General features: G+C 68.1%; 19 protein-coding genes. 8 read left to right on the forward strand and 11 right to left on the reverse strand.

The genetic code is table 11. The annotated features are described in order from the left end of the window. Positions 1-176: 176 nt before the first annotated feature. The gene (locus QM841_RS36975) at positions 177-1,550 is read right to left on the reverse strand and encodes an FAD-binding oxidoreductase (RefSeq protein ID WP_283335827.1); all 1,374 of its coding nucleotides are present in this window, start codon (positions 1,548-1,550) and stop codon (positions 177-179) included. A 513-nt stretch (positions 1,551-2,063) separates the two neighbouring features. On the opposite strand from QM841_RS36975, the gene QM841_RS36980 reads away from it, so the two are divergent. Beyond that, a complete protein-coding gene (locus QM841_RS36980; RefSeq protein WP_011594545.1) occupies positions 2,064-2,393 on the forward strand; it encodes a hypothetical protein in 330 nt (109 codons plus the stop codon). Between the two features lie 29 nt (positions 2,394-2,422). On the opposite strand, the gene QM841_RS36985 is transcribed toward QM841_RS36980, so the two are convergent. Together QM841_RS36985 and QM841_RS36990 are read right to left on the reverse strand one after the other, a co-directional pair. Continuing rightward, complete coding sequence (locus QM841_RS36985; RefSeq protein ID WP_283335830.1) at positions 2,423-3,106, reverse strand: Type 1 glutamine amidotransferase-like domain-containing protein; 684 nt, start codon at positions 3,104-3,106, stop codon at positions 2,423-2,425. 5 nt (positions 3,107-3,111) lie between these two features. Next, positions 3,112-3,930 (reverse strand): maleylpyruvate isomerase family mycothiol-dependent enzyme, encoded by an 819-nt coding sequence (locus QM841_RS36990; protein ID WP_283335831.1) that lies wholly within the window; start codon positions 3,928-3,930, stop codon positions 3,112-3,114. 167 nt (positions 3,931-4,097) lie between these two features. On the opposite strand from QM841_RS36990, the gene QM841_RS36995 reads away from it, so the two are divergent. Next, the gene (locus QM841_RS36995; RefSeq protein ID WP_105423739.1) at positions 4,098-5,639 is read left to right on the forward strand and encodes an AMP-binding protein; all 1,542 of its coding nucleotides are present in this window, start codon (positions 4,098-4,100) and stop codon (positions 5,637-5,639) included. Between the two features lie 171 nt (positions 5,640-5,810). Here the strand turns inward: QM841_RS36995 and QM841_RS37000 are convergent, their stop codons facing one another. Further along, the gene (locus tag QM841_RS37000; protein ID WP_280783684.1) at positions 5,811-6,212 is read right to left on the reverse strand and encodes a DUF488 domain-containing protein; all 402 of its coding nucleotides are present in this window, start codon (positions 6,210-6,212) and stop codon (positions 5,811-5,813) included. A 269-nt stretch (positions 6,213-6,481) separates the two neighbouring features. On the opposite strand from QM841_RS37000, the gene QM841_RS37005 reads away from it, so the two are divergent. The 3 genes from QM841_RS37005 to QM841_RS37015 are packed head-to-tail and all read left to right on the forward strand — an operon-like array spanning position 6,482 to position 9,348. Beyond that, positions 6,482-7,594, forward strand: coding sequence for a Re/Si-specific NAD(P)(+) transhydrogenase subunit alpha (locus tag QM841_RS37005; protein WP_283335835.1), 1,113 nt, complete (start codon positions 6,482-6,484; stop codon positions 7,592-7,594). Next, entirely contained in the window at positions 7,595-7,924 is a 330-nt protein-coding gene (locus tag QM841_RS37010; protein WP_271213171.1) for an NAD(P) transhydrogenase subunit alpha part 2, read from the forward strand. It abuts the gene before it with no gap. Further along, positions 7,924-9,348: an NAD(P)(+) transhydrogenase (Re/Si-specific) subunit beta gene (locus QM841_RS37015; RefSeq protein ID WP_280783682.1), complete on the forward strand. Its 1,425-nt coding sequence runs from the start codon at positions 7,924-7,926 to the stop codon at positions 9,346-9,348. Before QM841_RS37010 ends, QM841_RS37015 begins: the two co-directional genes overlap by 1 nt. Before the next feature lie 67 nt (positions 9,349-9,415). Here QM841_RS37015 and QM841_RS37020 read toward each other — a convergent pair whose 3' ends face one another. The 6 genes from QM841_RS37020 to QM841_RS37045 all read right to left on the reverse strand — a co-directional run bounded on the left by QM841_RS37020 (position 9,416) and on the right by QM841_RS37045 (position 15,307). Next, on the reverse strand, positions 9,416-10,048 hold the full coding sequence (locus tag QM841_RS37020) for a hypothetical protein (RefSeq protein ID WP_283335836.1): 633 nt from the start codon (positions 10,046-10,048) through the stop codon (positions 9,416-9,418). A gap of 86 nt (positions 10,049-10,134) precedes the next feature. Next, positions 10,135-11,283, reverse strand: coding sequence for an MFS transporter (locus QM841_RS37025; protein ID WP_283335912.1), 1,149 nt, complete (start codon positions 11,281-11,283; stop codon positions 10,135-10,137). Positions 11,284-11,344: 61 nt separating this feature from the next. After that, the gene (locus QM841_RS37030; RefSeq protein WP_283335838.1) at positions 11,345-12,589 is read right to left on the reverse strand and encodes a dihydrolipoamide acetyltransferase family protein; all 1,245 of its coding nucleotides are present in this window, start codon (positions 12,587-12,589) and stop codon (positions 11,345-11,347) included. 29 nt (positions 12,590-12,618) lie between these two features. Beyond that, positions 12,619-13,602, reverse strand: coding sequence for an alpha-ketoacid dehydrogenase subunit beta (locus tag QM841_RS37035; protein WP_283335839.1), 984 nt, complete (start codon positions 13,600-13,602; stop codon positions 12,619-12,621). Beyond that, positions 13,599-14,696, reverse strand: coding sequence for a pyruvate dehydrogenase (acetyl-transferring) E1 component subunit alpha (gene pdhA, locus QM841_RS37040; protein ID WP_283335841.1), 1,098 nt, complete (start codon positions 14,694-14,696; stop codon positions 13,599-13,601). The genes QM841_RS37035 and pdhA overlap by 4 nt, the downstream gene beginning before the upstream one ends. 242 nt (positions 14,697-14,938) lie before the next feature. Further along, on the reverse strand, positions 14,939-15,307 hold the full coding sequence (locus QM841_RS37045; protein ID WP_283335842.1) for a DoxX family protein: 369 nt from the start codon (positions 15,305-15,307) through the stop codon (positions 14,939-14,941). A 115-nt stretch (positions 15,308-15,422) separates the two neighbouring features. Between QM841_RS37045 and QM841_RS37050 the strand changes: the two genes are divergently transcribed. After that, positions 15,423-16,451 (forward strand): phosphotransferase family protein, encoded by a 1,029-nt coding sequence (locus QM841_RS37050; RefSeq protein WP_283335843.1) that lies wholly within the window; start codon positions 15,423-15,425, stop codon positions 16,449-16,451. A gap of 22 nt (positions 16,452-16,473) precedes the next feature. Here QM841_RS37050 and QM841_RS37055 read toward each other — a convergent pair whose 3' ends face one another. Next, positions 16,474-16,971 (reverse strand): acyl-CoA thioesterase, encoded by a 498-nt coding sequence (locus QM841_RS37055; RefSeq protein WP_283335844.1) that lies wholly within the window; start codon positions 16,969-16,971, stop codon positions 16,474-16,476. Between the two features lie 22 nt (positions 16,972-16,993). Here QM841_RS37055 and QM841_RS37060 point away from each other — a divergent pair, with 22 nt between their 5' ends. Together QM841_RS37060 and QM841_RS37065 are read left to right on the forward strand one after the other, a co-directional pair. Beyond that, positions 16,994-18,184 carry a benzoate/H(+) symporter BenE family transporter gene (locus QM841_RS37060; protein WP_283335845.1) on the forward strand — a complete coding sequence of 397 codons (1,191 nt, stop codon included), beginning with the start codon at positions 16,994-16,996 and terminating at the stop codon, positions 18,182-18,184. Positions 18,185-18,191: 7 nt separating this feature from the next. Further along, positions 18,192-18,701 carry an O-acetyl-ADP-ribose deacetylase gene (locus QM841_RS37065; RefSeq protein ID WP_283335846.1) on the forward strand — a complete coding sequence of 170 codons (510 nt, stop codon included), beginning with the start codon at positions 18,192-18,194 and terminating at the stop codon, positions 18,699-18,701. Positions 18,702-18,714: the final 13 nt, after the last annotated feature.

Consider the following 18,714-nt stretch of genomic DNA (forward strand, 5'->3'; position numbering starts at 1 on the left):
AACGTGCAGGTAGAAGCAAGTAAGGCGGGCATCGCCAGGGAGGCGACACGGCGGAGTCTGGTCACGAGCGCACCTCTCTGCGAGGAATCGAGTCGGGTCCGGTCACGCTAGCAATACCTCACCTGCCACACCAGCCCCTTGGGTAACCATTGGGTATCGCATCCCGGACTGTGTAGCTACAGAATCGCTCCGGGGTTGAGGATCCCCAGTGGGTCCAGTGCGTTCTTGATCCGATGCGTCAATTCCATGACGTCCTCGCCCAACTGGTCGGGCAGCCAGGCCTTCTTCAGCCGGCCCACGCCGTGCTCGCCGGTGATCGTGCCGTCGAGAGAGAGTGCGAGGTCCATGATCTCGCCGAAGGCGAGGTGGGCACGCTCGGCCATCGCGGCGTCCTCGGGGTCGAACACGATGAGCGGGTGCGTGTTTCCGTCGCCCGCGTGCGCGATCACCGCCACCATCACGTCACGCTCGCGGGAGATGGCAGCGATTCCCTCCACCAGCGCAGGCAGTTTCGGGAGCGGGACCCCGACGTCCTCGAGGAGCAGGCTGCCGAGTCTCTCGACCGCGGGGATCGCGAATCGTCTTGCCGCGGCGAAGGCTTCGCCCTCCTCGGGGTCGTCGGTGGTGAATACCTCGGACGCGCCGTTCACTGTGCACGCGTCCGCCATCACGGAAATCTCTTCGGCCGCAATCGCACCGGGCGCGTCCGAGCGGGCGATGAGCATCGCCTCCGCCGTCCGGTCCAGGCCCATCTTCAGCGCGTCCTCGACGGCGCCGATCGAGGCGCGGTCCATGAATTCGAGCATCGACGGCCGCAGCGTGCGGGTGATGGCCAGGACGGTGTCGGCGGCGGCCTGGACGGAGGCGAACGACGCGACGAGGGTGCTCGACGGCGGCTGGGCCGGGATCAGCCTCAGCGTCGCCTCCGTGACGATGCCGAGGGTTCCCTCGCTCCCGACGAACAGCTTGGTCAGCGACAGGCCGGCCACGTCCTTCAGTCGCGGTCCGCCCAGGCGCACGTCCGTCCCGTCCGCCAGGACCACGCGCAGCGCGAGGACGTAGTCGGTGGTGACGCCGTACTTGACGCAACACAGGCCGCCGGCGTTGGTCGCGACGTTGCCGCCGATCGAGCACATCTCGAACGACGAGGGATCCGGTGGGTACCAGAGTCCGTGCTCGGCGACCGCGGCCTTGACCTCCGCGTTGAGCAGTCCCGGTTCGACGACGGCGATCCGTGTGACCGGGTCCACCTCGATCCGGCGCATGCGCTCGGTGCTGACCACCACGCACCCCGCCACGGCGGTGGCGCCGCCGCTGAGCCCGGATCCCGCCCCGCGTGGGATCACGGGGACCCGGTGCTCGGTCGCCCAGCGCATCACCACCTGGACTTCCTCGGTGGTCGCGGGGCGGGCGACGGCGAGGGGGAGGACGGCATCGGGGTCGCGCGCCCAGTCCTGGCGATAGGAGACCAGGATGTCCGGATCGGTGACGAGACACCCCTGGGGGAGCGCGGCGGCGAGCGTCGCGAGTGCGTCGTCGGTGACCGTCATCGTGACTCCTGAAATGCGGGTGTCGGGCGCCCCGACGGTAACCCAGCGGGCCGCGGGTGTCCTCGAATTGGTCAGACGTCCAACTGAACCGATTCCGACCGGCTTGTACGGATATCGCTCCAACCTGGACGTTCGGCCTGGAAGCGAGACCTCAATAGTCCATCTGTTAGTTACTTACGCGTAGGAGTCTCACGATGTGGGATCAGGGGGGTGAATTTTTTCCGGGGTTCCGGCGATGGGGTATGCAACCGGGTCCGGGGGAGAAAATGCAGGTAGGGGCGTCCCGCGAACCGCGAGGAACCGGACGAATCGGGTGTAACACAGGTCACATTCGTCACTCCGTTACCGGATCGTATCGACCAGGCAATGCAAAAACTCACTTCTACGGGTTAGCGTCTTGCATCGTCAAACACCGGCGAGGCGTTACACCCAAACGGAGATTCTCACGAAATGTGAGCTAGAACACGGTTGGGGCCGGGTTTTGCCGCACCGACCCTGGAAGGACCCGCACCGATGAATGCACTCCACCGAGATCCCAGCAGCTACATCTCCGCGATGTTCTCGTACGAGTTCCTCGACGGTGGTATCGACTACGATTCCATCGAACAGATCCACCGTGGCGAGTTCGACGAATGGATCTTCGCACTGGCCGGTTCGGGGTTGTTCACCAACGAGGAAGTTCGGTCCATGGTGCAGGAATGGCGCCTGAACCCGAAGACCCTCCTGAACACGCTCCTCGCCGACGCGGACGAAGTCACCGCCAAGCGCTGCGAGGTCACCTGGGCCGCACTCGACCGCGTCGCCCCGTTCACTCCGTCCGTGCCGGTCGCCGTCTTCGGCTGAAGGCCTTCCCGTCGCAGGGCTCGCCGTCGTCACGCGAGTTCGGTTCGATCTCCGTTCACGACGATCGCCTGATCGTCCGTCAAAGTGCGGTATTCGATGCCGGCGAGCCTCAAAGCGGTGACAGTGCGCCGAACGGCTGCCGCGTCCTCCAAGGGGACGGCGTCTTCGGCCCCTGGAAGCTCCGCAGGCGGGTGATGCGGCACGATCGCGAAGCCCACCACGCCCAGACCGTCCCAGAGCGGCTCCATGCCGCAGGTTGCGACCACCTCCGCCGGGTCATCGGAGGAGTCGAGACCGTGCAGCGTCGGAGTCATCACACACGCCCCCGCGCTGTAGCCGGCGTACACCAGCGAATCGCGCAGCAGTAGGTCCGGGATCACCCGGTCCGCCCCGCTCCGGGCCATCTGCGCGCGCAACACGAACGTGTTTCCACCGCGCACCCACAGCATGCCGAACCCCGCCAGCCGCTCCCTCAGCGCGGCCGAACGCGCGTGCCCGTCGCTGCCGATGTAGTCGCGCAGATCCACCTCTTCCGGGGTGAAGCCCAGCCGCGTCAGCGGCATCACATCACTCACCACCGCGGACGTCCGCGCCGTCCGCGGCCACGCGTCCGCGGCCGCGGCGATCACCCCCACGCGCCCCGGGCGGCCGACGAGCGACAGCAGCGGCGCGGGATCCGCACCGAACCGATACGAGGACAGGAACAGGCGCACCGCGGTCAGATCGTGAACGCGAGGTTGTCGACGATCCTCTTGCCCACGGCGGTGTCGCCGCTCAACGCGATCTCGTCGCGGTGATCGGCCGCCGTCGTCCGGCCGCCCGCCAACCGGGTAAACAGCCGGGAGTCGAGAGTCACGGTCGCGGTGGCCTCGGACGGCAGTTCGTCGACCACCGCGGCTCTGCCGTCGACGGCGACGTGAATGTTCCGCGCGAGCGGTCCCGTCAGCTCCAGGGTGATCCTCGACCCGTCCGGGGCCTTACCGCGCTTGCCGACGAGGAACGCGACAGCGCCCGCGATCTCCTCGAACGCCGTCTCCCCGCGCAGGCCGCCCTCGTCGCCGGGCAGCGCGAGGGCGTCGCGCAGGTCGAGCTCGTGCATCCAGCAGTCGAACACGCGGATGCGCATGAACCGGAGGTAGGGAGCCGGACCGACCGGTGTGGTGGTCTCGGCCTCGAACGCATCGTCGGTCATCTCGCTCAGCTCCGACCGCCTGCGGGCCACGATCACCCGGAAACGCTCGAGCATCTCGGGGCCGGAGCACCCCCGCAGCCCCTCGACCCACTCTTCGTTGAACGCACCGATCTCGTTGCGCACGTGCGCGAGGCCGCGGACGTCGATGCTGGTGTGCGGTGCGGAGATTCCGGCAAGGAGCGACTCCGTGCCGATGAGATGCGCGGTCACGTCGTGGACGGTCCAGCCCGGCAGCGCGGTGGGCGTGAACCACGCGTCGCCGGACAACGTGGACAGCACGTCGTCGAGTACGTCCCATTCCTCGAATAACGCGTCGAGGATCGGTTCCTTCTGCAGGCCATTCACGGGTGGTAACCCTCCTTTTGCCTCAACTCTAGGACCTCCCGCCGACGCGTCCGAGGGTTTTCGCCGCGGGCAGACGAATGCGCCGGTGACGGCGTCGAAGGCCTCCCCGTCCCGGGTTCGGTGTGGTAGACCGATGGTGAGAATCTCCATTAACAAAAGGAGTGCGGATGTTCCCTGGAAACTTCGTGGCGACCACCCCGGACAAGCCCGCTGTCATTCGTCCCTCGACGGGGGAGCAGCTGACCTACCGGGAGCTGGACGAGCGGTCCACCCGCCTCGCACGGCACCTGCGTTCGCTCGGCCTGAAGGTCGGCGACCACCTGGCGCTCGTGTCGAGCAACGACCTCCGGGTTCTCGAGGTGTACTGGGCGGCGCTGCGATCCGGGCTGTACATCACCGTGGTGAACTGGCATCTCACCCCGGAGGAAGCCGGTTACGTCGTGGACGACTGCGGAGCCGAGGTGCTCATCGTGTCCGCCGATGCGGGCGGCGCCGTGCCGCGCGAGGAGAATCAGCTGCCCCGCATCCGTCACCGTCTCGTGTACGGCGGCGAACTCGACGGATTCGACAGCTACGACGACGCCGTGGCGGCGCAGTCGGCCGAACCGCTCGATTCGCAGCCCCGCGGGCAGGACATGCTGTACTCCTCGGGCACCACCGGCAGGCCCAAGGGGATCAAACCCGCTCTGCCCGAGGGCGAGGTGGACACCACCACGGATCCGTACACCGCCGTGTTCGCCCCGATGTACGGATTCGATTCCGACACCGTCTATCTGTGCCCCGCACCCCTGTATCACGCAGCGCCGCTGCGCTTCTGCGGCACCATCACGTCCGTCGGCGGCACGATCGTCCTGATGGACCGCTTCGACGCCGAGGAGGCGCTGCGGCTCATCGAGGAGTACCGGGTGACCCACAGCCAGTGGGTCCCGACGATGTTCGTCCGGATGCTCAAGCTGCCCAAGGACGTTCGCGACAAGTTCGACGTGTCGAGTCTGAAGGTGGCGATCCACGCGGCGGCGCCGTGCCCGCCCGACGTGAAGCGTTCGATGATCGAGTGGTGGGGCCCGGTGATCCACGAGTACTACGCGTCCACCGAAGGCGCCGGTGCCACGTTCATCGACAGCGCCCAGGCCCTCGCGAAGCCGGGATCGGTCGGCCACGACGGGGTCATGGGCATCGTCCACATCTGCGACGACAACGGTGCGGACGTACCCGTCGGTGACATCGGGACCGTCTACTGGGAGAGGGAGGAACGGCCGTTCGAATATCACAACGACCCGGCCAAGACCGAATCCGCGACGCACCCCGACCATCCGACGTGGACCACGAGCGGCGACATCGGGTACATCGACTCCGACCGCTTCCTCTATCTCACCGACCGCGCCGCGTTCATGATCATCTCCGGTGGGGTGAACATCTACCCGCAGGAGTCGGAGAACGTTCTCACGATGCATCCCAAGGTGTTCGACGTCGCGGTGATCGGCGTGCCCGACGAGGAGATGGGCGAACAGGTCAAAGCCGTCGTGCAACTCGTCGAGGGGGTGGAGCCGTCCGATGCCGTCGCCCGCGAATTACTCGACTACGTGCGCGACCGGGTGAGTCACTTCAAGGCACCGCGCAGCATCGACTTCTCCGACGACCTGCCGCGCACACCCACCGGCAAACTCGTCAAGCACAAACTCCGTGCCCGGTACCTGAACGCCGGCTGAATTCCGGCACGTCACCTGTCCCGCGCCCCCCGCAGCGCGGGCAGGTGCCCGCGGTGTGGTCGGTGAGGAACAACCCGCAGTCGGGGCACACGCGGTCGAGCCAGCAGACGGGGTCGCCGCCGAGGTCGTCGTCCGGTTCGGTGATGGGCGCGGCGTCGTCGCGGTGGGCGGTCACAACCGATCCAGCATGTATTCGGCGAGCACCTCGGCGTGACTGTGGCTGACGTCCTTCGTCGCGGTCAGGAGAACGATCGGCCGCCCCTGCGCGAGTTCCTGCACCCGCGCGACGGCCTTCCGTCCGCTCGGCGAGTCGAGCTCGTGGACGTACCGCTCGCGGAACTCGCTGAATGCGGCGACGTCGTGCGAGTACCAGTGACGCAGCTCCGTCGACGGTGCGAGGTCCTTGGCCCAGTCGTCGAAATGGAACGCGTCCTTGCGGAGCCCCCGCGGCCAGAGCCGGTCCACGAACAGTCGGAGTCCGTCGCCCTCGGTCGGATGGTCGTAGACCCGCTCGACGACGACCGGTGGATTCGCGGTGACGTCCTCCGCGCTCCGTTCCTTCGGTGTGCTCATGGCCGAACCTCCGCTTCCGTGCGGCTGTCTACCGTCAGACTACGACGAAACACCCTGTGACCGGGTTCACAAACGAGCAGAAAGATCTGTGAGAACGACTGTTCGGACTCGATTCAGACGCCTACCCACGGACTTCTCTGTTCCCTACGTCACGCTTTCTCTGGCTACTATCAGCTAACTCAGTCGAGTCGGGGGAAATATTTCCGCTCATCATCGGTTGATCGCCGCTCGTCGCGGCACACACACCATCTACCGCAGGAAGTCGATACATGGATACATCGCAGAGCGCGTCCACTGCGCGCCCGACGGTCGGCGTCGTTCGGGAGTCGAACGACGGTGAGCGTCGGGTCGCGTTGGTGCCGAAGATCGTGGCGTCGTTGATCGCCAAGGGCGTCGACGTGGTGGTCGAGTCGGGTGCCGGTTTGGGCGCGCTGATCCCGGACGAGTTGTACAAATTGGCAGGAGCCGCCATTGCCGACCCGTGGTCGGCGGACGTGATCGTCAAGGTCGCGCCGCCATCGGACGAGGAAGTGGGCCGGTTGCGTGCCGGGCAGACCCTGATCGGGTTCCTCGCCCCCCGCAACCAGGACAATCAGGTCGCCGCGCTGAAGGCGGCCGGGGTGCAGGCGTTCGCGGTCGAGGCGATCCCGCGTATTTCCCGCGCCCAGGTGATGGACGCGTTGTCGTCGCAGGCGAACGTGTCCGGCTACAAGTCGGTGCTGCTCGCGGCGTCGGAGTCGACCCGGTTCTTCCCGATGCTCACCACCGCCGCCGGCACCGTCAAGCCGGCGACGGTGCTGGTCCTCGGTGTCGGTGTCGCCGGCCTGCAGGCGTTGGCGACGGCGAAGCGTCTCGGGGGCCGGGCCACCGGCTACGACGTGCGCCCGGAGGTCGCCGACCAGGTCCGCTCGGTCGGTGCCCAGTGGCTCGATCTCGGGATCGACGCCGCCGGTGAGGGCGGCTACGCCCGCGAGCTGACCGAGGCGGAGCGGGCGCAGCAGCAGCAGGCGCTCGAGGACGCGATCAAGGGCTTCGACGTGGTCATTACCACCGCCCTGGTGCCGGGCCGTCCGGCGCCGCGGTTGGTGACCGCGGCCGCGGTGGAGGGCATGAAGCCCGGCTCCGTGGTGGTCGACCTGGCCGGGGAGACCGGCGGTAACTGCGAGCTCACCGAGCCCGGTCAGACCGTTGTCAAGCACGGGGTGACGATCTGCTCGCCGCTGAACCTGCCCGCCAGCATGCCCGAGCACGCCTCGGAGCTGTACTCGAAGAACATCTCCGCGCTGCTCGAGTTGATGCTCGTCGACGGGGCGCTGGCCCCCGATTTCTCGGACGAGGTCCTCGCCGCGTCCTGCGTCACCCGTGAGGAGGGTGTGTCCTAGATGTATACCGAATTGTTGGCGAACATCGCGATCCTGGTGTTGTCCGGGTTCGTGGGGTTCGCGGTGATCTCGAAGGTCCCGAACACGTTGCATACCCCGCTGATGTCGGGCACGAACGCCATCCACGGCATCGTCGTGTTGGGTGCGCTGGTGGTGCTCGGCAAGGTCGAGGACCCGCCGTGGGGGCTGCAGGTGATCCTGTTCGTGGCCCTGGTCTTCGGAACGATCAACGTGGTCGGTGGTTTCGTGGTCACCGACCGGATGCTGGCGATGTTCAAGTCCAAGCCCACCGCCCCCGTTGTTGTTGTTGAGAAGGGTGGGGACCGGTAATGGAGTACCTCGTCAACGTTCTGTACATCGTGGCGTTCGCGATGTTCATCTACGGTCTGATGGGCCTGACCGGCCCGAAGACCGCGGTCCGCGGTAACCAGATCGCCGCGGTCGGGATGGGTGTCGCGGTGGTCGCGACGTTGATCGCGATCCGGGACACCTCCAACTGGGTGCTGATCGTCGCCGGTCTGGTGATCGGTGTGATCCTGGGGGTGCCGCCGGCGTTGCGGACGAAGATGACCGCGATGCCGCAGCTGGTGGCCCTCTTCAACGGTGTCGGTGGTGGCACGGTCGCGTTGATCGCGTACGCCGAGTTCCTGGACTCGGACGGGTTCACCGCGTTTCAGCACGGTGAGTCGCCGACGGTGCACATCGTCATCGCGTCGCTGTTCGCGGCGATCATCGGGTCGATCTCGTTCTGGGGTTCGGTGATCGCGTTCCTCAAGCTGCAGGAAACCCTGCCGGGCCGGCCGATCGGCATCGGCAAGCTGCAGCAACCGCTCAATGCGGTGCTGCTGATCGGGGCCGTCGCCTTGGCGGTGGCCATCGGGGTCAAGGCGATCGATCCGACCGGACCCACGTCGCAGTGGTGGATCGTGGGTGTGCTTGTGCTGGCGGCGGTGCTCGGGTTGATGGTGGTGCTGCCGATCGGCGGCGCCGACATGCCCGTGGTGATTTCGCTGCTGAACGCGTTGACGGGTCTGTCCGCGGCGGCCGCCGGTCTGGCGCTCAATAATCAGGCGATGATCGTGGCCGGCATGATCGTCGGTGCGTCGGGTTCGATCCTGACCAACCTGATGGCGAAGGCGATGAACCGGTCCATCCCGGCGATCGTGGCCGGCGGGTTCGGTGGCGGCGGTGTCGCGGCGGCGGTCGGGGACGGGACCGTGAAGACGGCGAAGTCCACCTCGGCGGCGGACGCGGCGATCCAGATGGCGTACGCCAACCAGGTCATCGTGGTCCCCGGCTACGGGTTGGCCGTCGCGCAGGCCCAGCACGCGGTCAAGGACATGGCCAAGATGCTCGAGTCGAAGGGGGTGGAGGTCAAGTACGCCATTCACCCGGTTGCGGGCCGGATGCCCGGGCACATGAACGTGCTGCTCGCCGAGGCCGACGTCGAGTACGACGCGATGAAGGAAATGGACGACATCAACGACGAGTTCGCCCGCACCGACGTCACCCTGGTGATCGGTGCGAACGATGTCACCAACCCCGCCGCCCGCAACGACCCGTCGTCGCCGATCCACGGGATGCCCATCCTGAATGTGGATCAGTCGAAGTCGGTGATCGTGCTCAAGCGGTCGATGAACTCCGGCTTCGCCGGCATCGACAACCCGCTGTTCTTCGCCGACACCACCTCCATGCTCTTCGGGGACGCGAAGAAGTCGGTCTCCGAGGTCACCGAGGAACTCAAGGCCCTGTAGGCCCTCCGGGCCCGTGCGCCTTTTTGGTAGCACCAGCTACCAGAAAGGCGCACGGGCGCGAAGCGCCTCAGAGGCGCAGACTGCCGCGGTGCCGGGAGAAGGCGATGGCCGCGGTGTCGGGCCGTCGCTCTTCACGCTCGGCGGCGACGGGGGAGTACAGCATCAGGGTGGACGCCAGCGCCCACCAGATCGCCAAGATCATCAGGCCGGCGGCGAGGCCGAAGATGCCGATCGGTTCGATCAGCGCGGCGGCCCCCGCGACACCGAGGACGACGGCGAAACCCAGGCCCGCGATGACGGGCCGGAACCGCGGCGCCGACACCAGCAGCGCCGAACCGTACAGCGCGGTGACGGCGACGACGTGCCCGCTCGGCAGGAGCACCGACGGTGCATCCGATTCCCATGCCCGGACTGCGGCGCTGGTGAGATTCGCGCCGATACACAGCAGCAGTACCGCACCCATGCCGTACGAAAGTTTTCGCATCGCCGCGACGATGGCGAGGACGACGGTCGCTGCGAGCACAGTGGTGACGTCGATCGCCTGGATCACAGGATCGGCGACGGGTCGGAGTGCCTCAGGGAGGACGAGACCCGACGATTCGGGGCGGATGAGGTACAGCGCGCACAGTGCCGCCACACCCGCCGCAGCGAAGGCGAGGCGACGAAGACTGCGACGCAGCCTGCTAGTCGATTCGGTCACGACACACAGTGTGCCAACCGACGCTGAACGATCGATGAGAGGCCGCTGTGAGGTCGGTGAACGGTCCTGTTCGTGCGGCGAGCGTGTCAGGTGCGCCGGACCGTCCCCGCGAACGTGGCGGCCACGAGCACGCAGACCAGGGGCACCACCATCGCGACGGTGAGCGGAACCACCTGGGTGATCCAGCCGATGGTGGCCGGGCCGGCGAGGAATCCGACGTACCCCAGCCCGACCACCCGGGACATGTTGGTGCCCGCGGAACCCGCGCCGAGGTTCCCCGCGGCGGTGAAGATCTGCGGGACGCAACCCGACAACCCGAGGCCGAACAGCGCCCAGCCCAGGACGGTGAGCGGGAGCAGCCCCGAGACGACGACGAGCAGCATTCCGAGGGCGGCGATCAGGGTGCCGTAGCGGACGACGGCGACGGGACCGAGCGCGCCGCTCACACGGTCCGCGGCGAACCGGCCCACCGTCATCATCACGGAGAAGGCTCCGAACGCGAGGGCGGCGACGGAATCGGACGTTCCGAGGTGTTCCTTGACCTGTAAGGTGCTCCAGTCGTTCGCGACACCCTCCGACAGCATGAGGACGAAGGCGATGCCACCGAGCGCGAGGACCCGGGTGGACAGCCGGCCCTGTGCCTTCTCGGCGGGAGCGGTGTCGTGCCGAGAGCGGGGACGGTCCGCCATCAGCCACCGCGAGCCCGCGGCGACGGTGACGACCCCGACAGCCCCGGCGACCAGCAACGCCGTCACGGGTGCCCACCCGGCGGCGAGCGTCGCCGCTCCGAGCAGCGATCCTGCCACCCCGCCCACGGAGAACAGGGCGTGGAACGCCGACATGATCGGCCGTCCGTACCGCTGCTCGACTTCGACGGCCTGCGAGTTCATCGACACGTCCAGTGCGCCGTTGGCGAAGCCGAACACGAGCAGGGCGAGACCGAGTTGCCAGGCCGCGGACGCCAGCCCCGGGCCCACGGTGGCGGCCGACAGGAAGAGTCCGGCGATGATCACCATGCGCCTGCTGCCGAACCGGTCGGCCAGTGGGCCGCTGACCTGCATGCCGCCGATCGCGCCGACCGCGAGCAGGAGCAGCAGCGAACCCAGCGTGGAGTGGCTGATGCCGGTCCGGTCCTCGATCGCCGGAATGTGCACGACCCACATGCCGAGCAGGAACCCGTTGATCCCGAAGATCCCGAACGTTCCCGCACGAGCCCGGCGGAGCGGCTCGGTCACTGGTGGACGCGTGTCGACCGCGGACGCTCGGGAAGTGCTCACCGACCAAACGTACCGAGGATCAGAGGTGCGCGAGCAGTGAGGCGGGATCGTGCAGCATCGCCGCCACGGACGACAGGAACCTCGACCCCTGCTCGCCGTCGACCACCCGGTGATCGAACGACACGCTCAGGGTGGTGACCCACCGCACCGCGAGTTCGTCCTCGTGCACCCACGGTCGCCTGGTGACGCTGCCCAGGCAGAGGATGGCCGATTCGCCGGGGTTGAGGATCGGTGTGCCCGCGTCGACACCGAACACTCCGACGTTGGTGATCGACACCGTGCCACCGGTCAGCTGCGCGGGTTCGGCTCTGCCGCTGCGCGCGGTCGCGGTCAGTTCGGTGATCGCGCGGCACAGTTCGAGCAGGCTCAGCGACTGCGCCTCCTTGATGTTGGGGACGACCAGACCGCGGGGCGTGGCCGCGGCGATGCCGAGATTGACGTAGTGCTTGGTGACGATCTCCTGGTTCTCCTCGTCCCACGAGGCGTTGAGGCTCGGGTTCTCGCGCAGCGCGACGATCATCGCCTTCGCGACCAGGCTCAGTGGTGTCACCGACAGTCCCTCGAATGCGGGGAGGTCACGCAGGCGGTCGAGCAGTTCCACCGACCGGGTCACGTCGACGGTCACGAATTCGGTGACGTGCGGGGCGGTGAACGCGCTGCGGACCATTGCCGCCGCGGTCTGCTTCCGGACGCTGCGGATCGGGGTGCGGGTCTCGCGCTCCGACGGCTCCGGCGAGCCCGGTGTCGACGGCACGGACTGCCCGGCCGAACCCGCGTGGGATTCGACGTCGTTCCGGGTGACGGCGCCGGACGGCCCCGTGCCCGCGACAGCGGCGAGGTCGACCCCGAGTTCACGGGCGGCCGCCCGGGCTGCCGGCGAGGCGTCGGGGCGCCGACGGTCCGGGCCGGACGTGCCGGTCTCCGGAGCGGTTGCCAGCTTCCGCCGGGCCCGTTTGCTCTCGGCGGCGGCCTCGGGCCCGTACCCCACCAGAACGGGCGTGCGCGCGGGAGGTTCCTCGGTGGCCGCATCCGTCGCGATCCGGATGATCGGCGTCCCGACCGGCACTGTCGCGCCAGCCGGAACCAGCAGTTCCTCCACGACACCCGCGTACGGCGAAGGCAACTCGACGAGCGCCTTCGCTGTCTCGACCTCTCCGATCACCTGATTGAGTTCGATCGTCTGGCCCACCTCGACGGCCCAGGAGACCAGCTCGGCCTCCGTCAGCCCCTCACCGAGATCGGGTAGGCGGAATTCCTGCGCCAACGGACGGCTCCTTCCTCCGATGGGTGCGATCAGGCCGCGAGGCTGCGATCGACCGCGTCGAGCAGGCGGTCGGCGTCCGGCAGATGGTGCAGTTCCAGTTTCGCCGGGGGATACGGAACGTCGAATCCGCCGACCCTCAGGACCGGCGCGTCCAGCTGGTAGAAGCACCGCTCGGAAATGCGGGCGGCGATCTCCGCGCCCAGGCCGAGGAACGTCGACGCCTCGTGCGCGACGACGAGTCTTCCGGTCTTGCGAACCGACTCCTCGATGGTGTCGAAGTCGATCGGCGCGAGGGAGCGCAGGTCGATCACCTCGAGGGAGTGCCCCTCGTCGGCGGCGATGGACGCGGCCGACAGGGCCGTCGGCACGACGGAACCGTACGCGACGACGGTGGCGTCCGTGCCCTCCCTGGTCACCCGGGCCCGGTGCAGTGGCAGGTCCGGTTCGGCGTCCACGTCGAACTCGGCCTTGTCCCAGTACCGCCGCTTCGGTTCGAAGAACACCACCGGGTCGTCCGCCGCGACGGACTGCTGGATCATGTGGAACGCGTCCGCCGGGTTGCTGGGAGTCACGACGCGCAGTCCGGCGGTGTGAGCGAAGTAGGCCTCCGGCGACTCCGAATGGTGCTCGACCGCGCCGATGCCGCCGCCGTACGGGATCCGGATCGTGAGGGGCGCGGTGACCCGGCCCTGCGTGCGGTAGTGAATCTTGGCCACCTGGGACACGATCTGGTCGAACGCGGGGTAGACGAAGCCGTCGAACTGGATCTCGCAGACGGGCCGGTAGCCGCGCAGGGCCATGCCGAACGCGGCGCCGATGATGCCGGACTCGGCGAGGGGGGTGTCGATGACCCGGTTGTCGCCGAAATCCTTCTGCAGGGTGTCGGTGACGCGGAAGACCCCGCCGAGGCGTCCGACGTCCTCACCCATGATCACGACCTTGCGGTCGTGTTCGAGGGCGCGCCGGAGGCCTGCGTTGAGTGCGGCGCCGAGCGACAGTGTGGTGGTGGTCATGACAGTGCCTCCTCGATGCCTGCGAAGCCCGCGAGGTACGCGGCGTACTGCTCGCGCTCCTCGTCGATGAGTGGGTGGTCGGTGGAATACACGTGCTCGAACAGGTCGAGCGGCTCCGGATCGGGAGCGCCGATGGTCCCGGACCGCAGTCGCGCCGCGACGTCGTCGGCGGTGGCCTGCACCCCGGCGAGGAACGTGTCGTCGAGCAGGCCCTCCCGGTCGAGGAGGCGCCTCATCCGGTCGATCGGGTCGCGGGCCTTCCAGACCTCGGTCTCGGCTGCCGCCCGATACCGGGTGGGATCGTCCGACGTGGTGTGGGGGCCCATCCGGTACGTGACGGCCTCGATGAAGGTCGGCCCACTGCCTTCGCGCGCCCGCTGAGTGGCCTGGCGGGTGACCGCGAGGACCGCGAGAACGTCGTTGCCGTCCACTCGGAGGGCGGGCATGCCGTAACCGGCGGCGCGCTGCGCGATGGGGACGGGACTCTGCAGGTGGACCGGTTCGCTGATCGCGAACTGGTTGTTCTGGCAGAAGAATACGACCGGCGCGTTGAAGCTCATCGAGAAGCCGAGGGCCTCGGCGAGGTCGCCCTGACTGGTGGCGCCGTCGCCGAAATAGGCGATCGTCGCGATCTCCGCGCCGTCCAGGTGGGCGCCCATGGCGTAGCCGGTGGCGTGCAGCCCCTGGGAGCCGACGACGATCGCGGGATTCGTCACGTTCACGGCACTCGGATCCCATGCGGAATGGGCGCATCCCCGCCACATGCGGGTCATCACCCCCGGGTCCACGCCCCGGCAGTAGGCGACGGCGTGTTCGCGGTAGCTGATGAACGCGTAGTCGTCGGGGCGGAGGGCGCGGGCGGAGCCGACCTGTGCGGCTTCCTGCCCGAGCATGGGGGCCCAGAGTCCCAGTTCGCCCTGGCGTTGCAGGGCGACCGCTTCGACATCCATCCGACGCGCGACCACGAGGTCCTCGTAGAGGCCGCGCAGTTGGTCGGGTCCGATGTCGCGGACCAGGCTCGTGTAGTCGGGTCTGAAGACCCGTCGGCCGTCCGGCTGGATGAGCTGGACCGGATAGGCAATCTTGTCGACCATCGGGGTCACCTCGCGTTGTCGAGTCCGTGAACCTTGTGGGTTCGTAGGAGACGGGTACTGCGGTAGGACAAGTGTGTGTCCTACTTCACAGCATCCACGGGAACGCGAAGTGCGCAAGTGGCACCGCCGGCTTCGGGCAGAATGCCCAGTTTCGGGGGGTCCAGAGGTGTCATGCTGCGTCTAATGATCAATTCGGACACAGCCGACGCCAGGTTGTTGCTGCAAGGGTCCGAGGACCCGGATCACCCCGCGAACACGAACCCGATCGAGGCGAGGACGGCCAGCACCGCGAGGTACACCGCGGGCATCGCGACGGCCCGGGTGTCGGGGTTGCCGTAGTCGCCGTGCCGGACGTGAAAGCCGATTGCGCACAAGAGGAGAATCAGCAGCGCCACCGCCGCGATCACTCCCAGTGGGGTCCAGTAGAGGCCGACGAGAACGCCGACACCCCCGGCGAGTTCCGCCACGCCGATCAGCCGGACCTGTTGCCCGCTCAGGCCCCGGGATTGCAACCCCGTCCACGCGGTTCCCTTCAGTCTCAGCTTGGGAATGCTCACGGCGACGGCACTCACGGCGAGGAGCACGCCGCACACGATGAGGAAAACTTCCACGTCGGTCCCTCCAGTTCCGGCCGAATCGGCCTCACTGTTGCCACCCTAGGGCCGCGACCTGCGGTGCGGACCGGTTCCCTCCGCATCGGGCTTCCGAGCGGTTAGCATCGAGCGCGTGAATGCTGTGGGGCTGAACGAAGATGCCGTTTCTGCGTGGATTGCCGGACTCGGCGTGGGAGCGATCGCGCCGCTGAGCTTCGAGAGGATCGGGAACGGTCAGTCGAATCTCACGTACGCGGTCAGCGACGCGGGTGGTGGTCGGTGGGTGCTGCGGCGGCCACCGCTCGGACATCTGCTCGCGTCGGCGCACGACGTGGTCCGCGAACATCGGATTCTGTCCTCTCTGCAGGGATCCGACGTTCCGGTGCCGAAGATCCTCGGGCTCACCGACGATCCGGAGGTCACGGACGCGCCGCTCGTGCTGATGAGTTACGTCGCGGGGGTGGTGATCGACAGTATCGGCGTGGCGAAGAAGCTGACACCCGAACAGCGGAATGCCGTCGGACTGGCGATGCCGAAGGCTCTCGCGAAGATCCATGCGGTCGATCTCGGGGACGCCGGGCTGGAGGATCTGGCCAGTCACAAGCCGTACGCGGCAAGGCAGTTGAAGCGCTGGACGGATCAGTGGGAGAAGTCCCGCACCCGCGACGTGCCCGCGATCGAGGACCTGGCGGGCATCCTCGAGCGCAACATGCCGGAGCAGACCGAACTGTCGTTGGTGCACGGTGATTTTCACCTGAGCAACGTCATCACCTCGCCCGAGGAAGGTGAGGTGGTCGCAGTGGTCGACTGGGAACTGTGCACGCTGGGCGACCCCCTCGCCGACGTCGGCGCATTGCTGGCCTACTGGCCCGAGGCGGGTGACGAGGACGCCGGACCGTTCCCTGCCTCCACTCTGGAGGGATTCCCCACCCGGGCCGACCTCGTGGAGGCCTACGTCCACCACACGAAACGCGATGTCACGCATGTCGGGTACTGGCACGTGCTGGCGTTGTGGAAGTTGGCGATCATCGCCGAAGGCGTCCTGCGCCGGGTGATCGACGACCCCCGGAACAAGGCCGAGACCGGTGCGCCCACGGTCGCGCTGATCGACGGCATCATCGCCCGGGCGGTGGCCACGGCGGAGGCCGAGGGACTGCGCTGAACCGCCTGGTCGTGCCGGACGTTCAGACGGCGTCCGGCGCCACCAGAAGGGTTGCAGCGCTCCGGATTTCGGCAGGAATCGGCACCGGTCGCCGGGACTTCGCGTCCACGTACACGTGCACGAAACGGCCGAGAGCCGCGAGTTCGAGCGCGTCGTCGTTCTCGCGGAAGATCGCGAGCGCATACACGATGCTCCGGGTGCCCAGCTTCTCGACGGACAACCCCACCTGCAGACGGTCCGGGAACGTCAGCTCGCTGACGTACTTGCAGGACGTCTCGGCGACCACGCCGATGGCGGACAGATCGCGGATGTCGGTGCCCGTCGTCGCGATCAGCCAGCCGTTGACGGCCGTGTCGAAGTACGAGTAGTACGTGACGTTGTTGACGTGCCCGTAGTGGTCGTTGTCGGCCCAACGGGTCGGCACCGGCCACAGGGCGGGGAAGTCGGCGGCCGTCGGCAGTGCGGGGGCGTCGTCGTGTTTCACCGTGCCGACCCTAATGCCACGGATCCCCCGGACCATGCGTCGGGCAGAATCGCGTCCTATGTCTGTGCCCGACAGCGATGTGCGCTCACCCGATTCCGCCGCCCAGCCGATCAGCGCCGGAATCGTCACCGCCCTGGTGGGCTTCACCAGTTCGTTCGCGGTCGTACTCACCGGACTGACGGCGGTGGGAGCGAACTCCGCCCAGGCCGCGTCGGGACTGCTGGCGTTGTGTGTGACGCAGGCGCTGGGCATGCTGTGGATGTCGCGGCACTACCGCATGCCGATCACGCTGGCGTGGTCGACGCCGGGCGCCGCTCTCCTCGCCGGTGCGGGGACGGTGAGCGGCGGCTGGCCGGCCGCGGTCGGGGCGTTCGTCGTCGTGGGGGCGGCGGTGATCCTCACGGGACTGTGGCCGCGGCTGGGACGGCTCATCGCGGCCATCCCGTCGGCGTTGGCGCAGGCGATGCTCGCGGGGGTGCTGCTGCCGCTGTGCCTGGCGCCGGTGCTGGCGCTGCGTGACGCTCCGCTGGCCGTCGCACCCGTGATTCTCGTGTGGCTGGTTCTGCAGCGGTACTCGCCGCGGTGGGCGGTGCCGGCCGCGTTCGCGGCTGCCGCAGTGGTGATCGCGATCGGTCTCGCCTCCGGCAGCGACGGGCTGGACACCAGCGCGCTCCTGCCGAGACTCGACGTCACTGCACCGGCCTGGACGTGGCAGGCGATGATCGGGATCGCGATCCCGCTGTACATCGTGACGATGGCGTCCCAGAACATCCCCGGGACCGCCGTCATGAATTCGTTCGGCTACCGGGTGCCGTGGCGGCCGGCCATGCTGGCGACCGGAGTCGGGACCCTGGTGGGCGCGCCCGCCGGTGGACACGCCATCAACCTCGCCGCCATCAGCGCCGCCCTCGCCGCCGCACCGTCCGCACACCCCGATCCCAGAAAGCGCTGGGTCGCGGCCTTCACGGCAGGCTGGGCCTACCTGGTGCTCGCCGCCTGTTCCGCCGCGGTGGCCACGCTCATCGCCGCGGCACCTGAGGGCGTCGTGGAGGCGGTCGCCGGTCTCGCGCTCCTCGGCACCCTCGGCGGGGCACTGGCCTCCGCCCTCGACGACGTCCGCGAACGGGAAGGCGCCGTCGTCACCTTCCTGATCGCCGCGTCGGGGGTGAGCATCCTCGGCATCGGGTCCGCGTTCTGGGCGCTGGTCGCCGGACTGATCGTGCGGGTCGCGGTGAGCTCGCGGCGATAATGGGGTGATGACCACCATCGAGGTAGTGCAGGGTGACATCACGACGGTCGAGGTCGACGCCATCGTCAACGCCGCCAACTCCGGTCTGCTCGGCGGTGGTGGCGTGGACGGCGCCATCCACCGGGCCGGTGGCCCCGAGATCCTCGCCGAATGCAGGCAGTTGCGGGCCACCACACTGCAGGACGGGCTCCCGGCGGGGCAGGCGGTCGCGACGACGGCGGGCCGGTTGCCGGCCCGATGGGTGATCCACACGGTCGGCCCCGTGTACTCCGCGTCGGACGATCGGTCGGCCACCCTGCGCAGCGCCTACACCAGCAGCCTGGCGGTGGCCTCCGATCTCGGCGCGCAGTCCGTCGCGTTCCCGCTGATCTCGTCCGGGGTGTACGGCTGGCCCGCGGACGACGCCGTCCGGCAGGCGGTCGGTGCCGTCCGTGAGTCGGACGCCGAAATCCCCCGGGTGCTGTTCGTGGCGTTCGACGCACGAATGGCGTCCCTGCTGCGGGGTGAGGTGGGGTGACGGCGCTGGTTCG

This window comes from Rhodococcus sp. IEGM 1307 (assembly GCF_030056915.1).
Classification (GTDB): Bacteria; Actinomycetota; Actinomycetes; order Mycobacteriales; family Mycobacteriaceae; genus Rhodococcus_F; species Rhodococcus_F opacus_D.

Bases quoted from the DNA above. Each gene is read 5' to 3' on its own strand.
- QM841_RS36975 (WP_283335827.1), bottom strand. From the start codon at position 1,550: ATGACGGTCACCGACGACGCACTCGCGACGCTCGCCGCCGCGCTCCCC.
- QM841_RS36980 (WP_011594545.1), top strand. From the start codon at position 2,064: ATGAATGCACTCCACCGAGATCCCAGCAGCTACATCTCCGCGATGTTC.
- QM841_RS36995 (WP_105423739.1), top strand. From the start codon at position 4,098: ATGTTCCCTGGAAACTTCGTGGCGACCACCCCGGACAAGCCCGCTGTC.
- QM841_RS37000 (WP_280783684.1), bottom strand. From the start codon at position 6,212: ATGAGCACACCGAAGGAACGGAGCGCGGAGGACGTCACCGCGAATCCA.
- QM841_RS37005 (WP_283335835.1), top strand. From the start codon at position 6,482: ATGGATACATCGCAGAGCGCGTCCACTGCGCGCCCGACGGTCGGCGTC.
- QM841_RS37010 (WP_271213171.1), top strand. From the start codon at position 7,595: ATGTATACCGAATTGTTGGCGAACATCGCGATCCTGGTGTTGTCCGGG.
- QM841_RS37015 (WP_280783682.1), top strand. From the start codon at position 7,924: ATGGAGTACCTCGTCAACGTTCTGTACATCGTGGCGTTCGCGATGTTC.
- QM841_RS37035 (WP_283335839.1), bottom strand. From the start codon at position 13,602: ATGACCACCACCACACTGTCGCTCGGCGCCGCACTCAACGCAGGCCTC.
- pdhA (WP_283335841.1), bottom strand. From the start codon at position 14,696: ATGGTCGACAAGATTGCCTATCCGGTCCAGCTCATCCAGCCGGACGGC.
- QM841_RS37055 (WP_283335844.1), bottom strand. From the start codon at position 16,971: ATGGTCCGGGGGATCCGTGGCATTAGGGTCGGCACGGTGAAACACGAC.
- QM841_RS37060 (WP_283335845.1), top strand. From the start codon at position 16,994: ATGTCTGTGCCCGACAGCGATGTGCGCTCACCCGATTCCGCCGCCCAG.
- QM841_RS37065 (WP_283335846.1), top strand. From the start codon at position 18,192: ATGACCACCATCGAGGTAGTGCAGGGTGACATCACGACGGTCGAGGTC.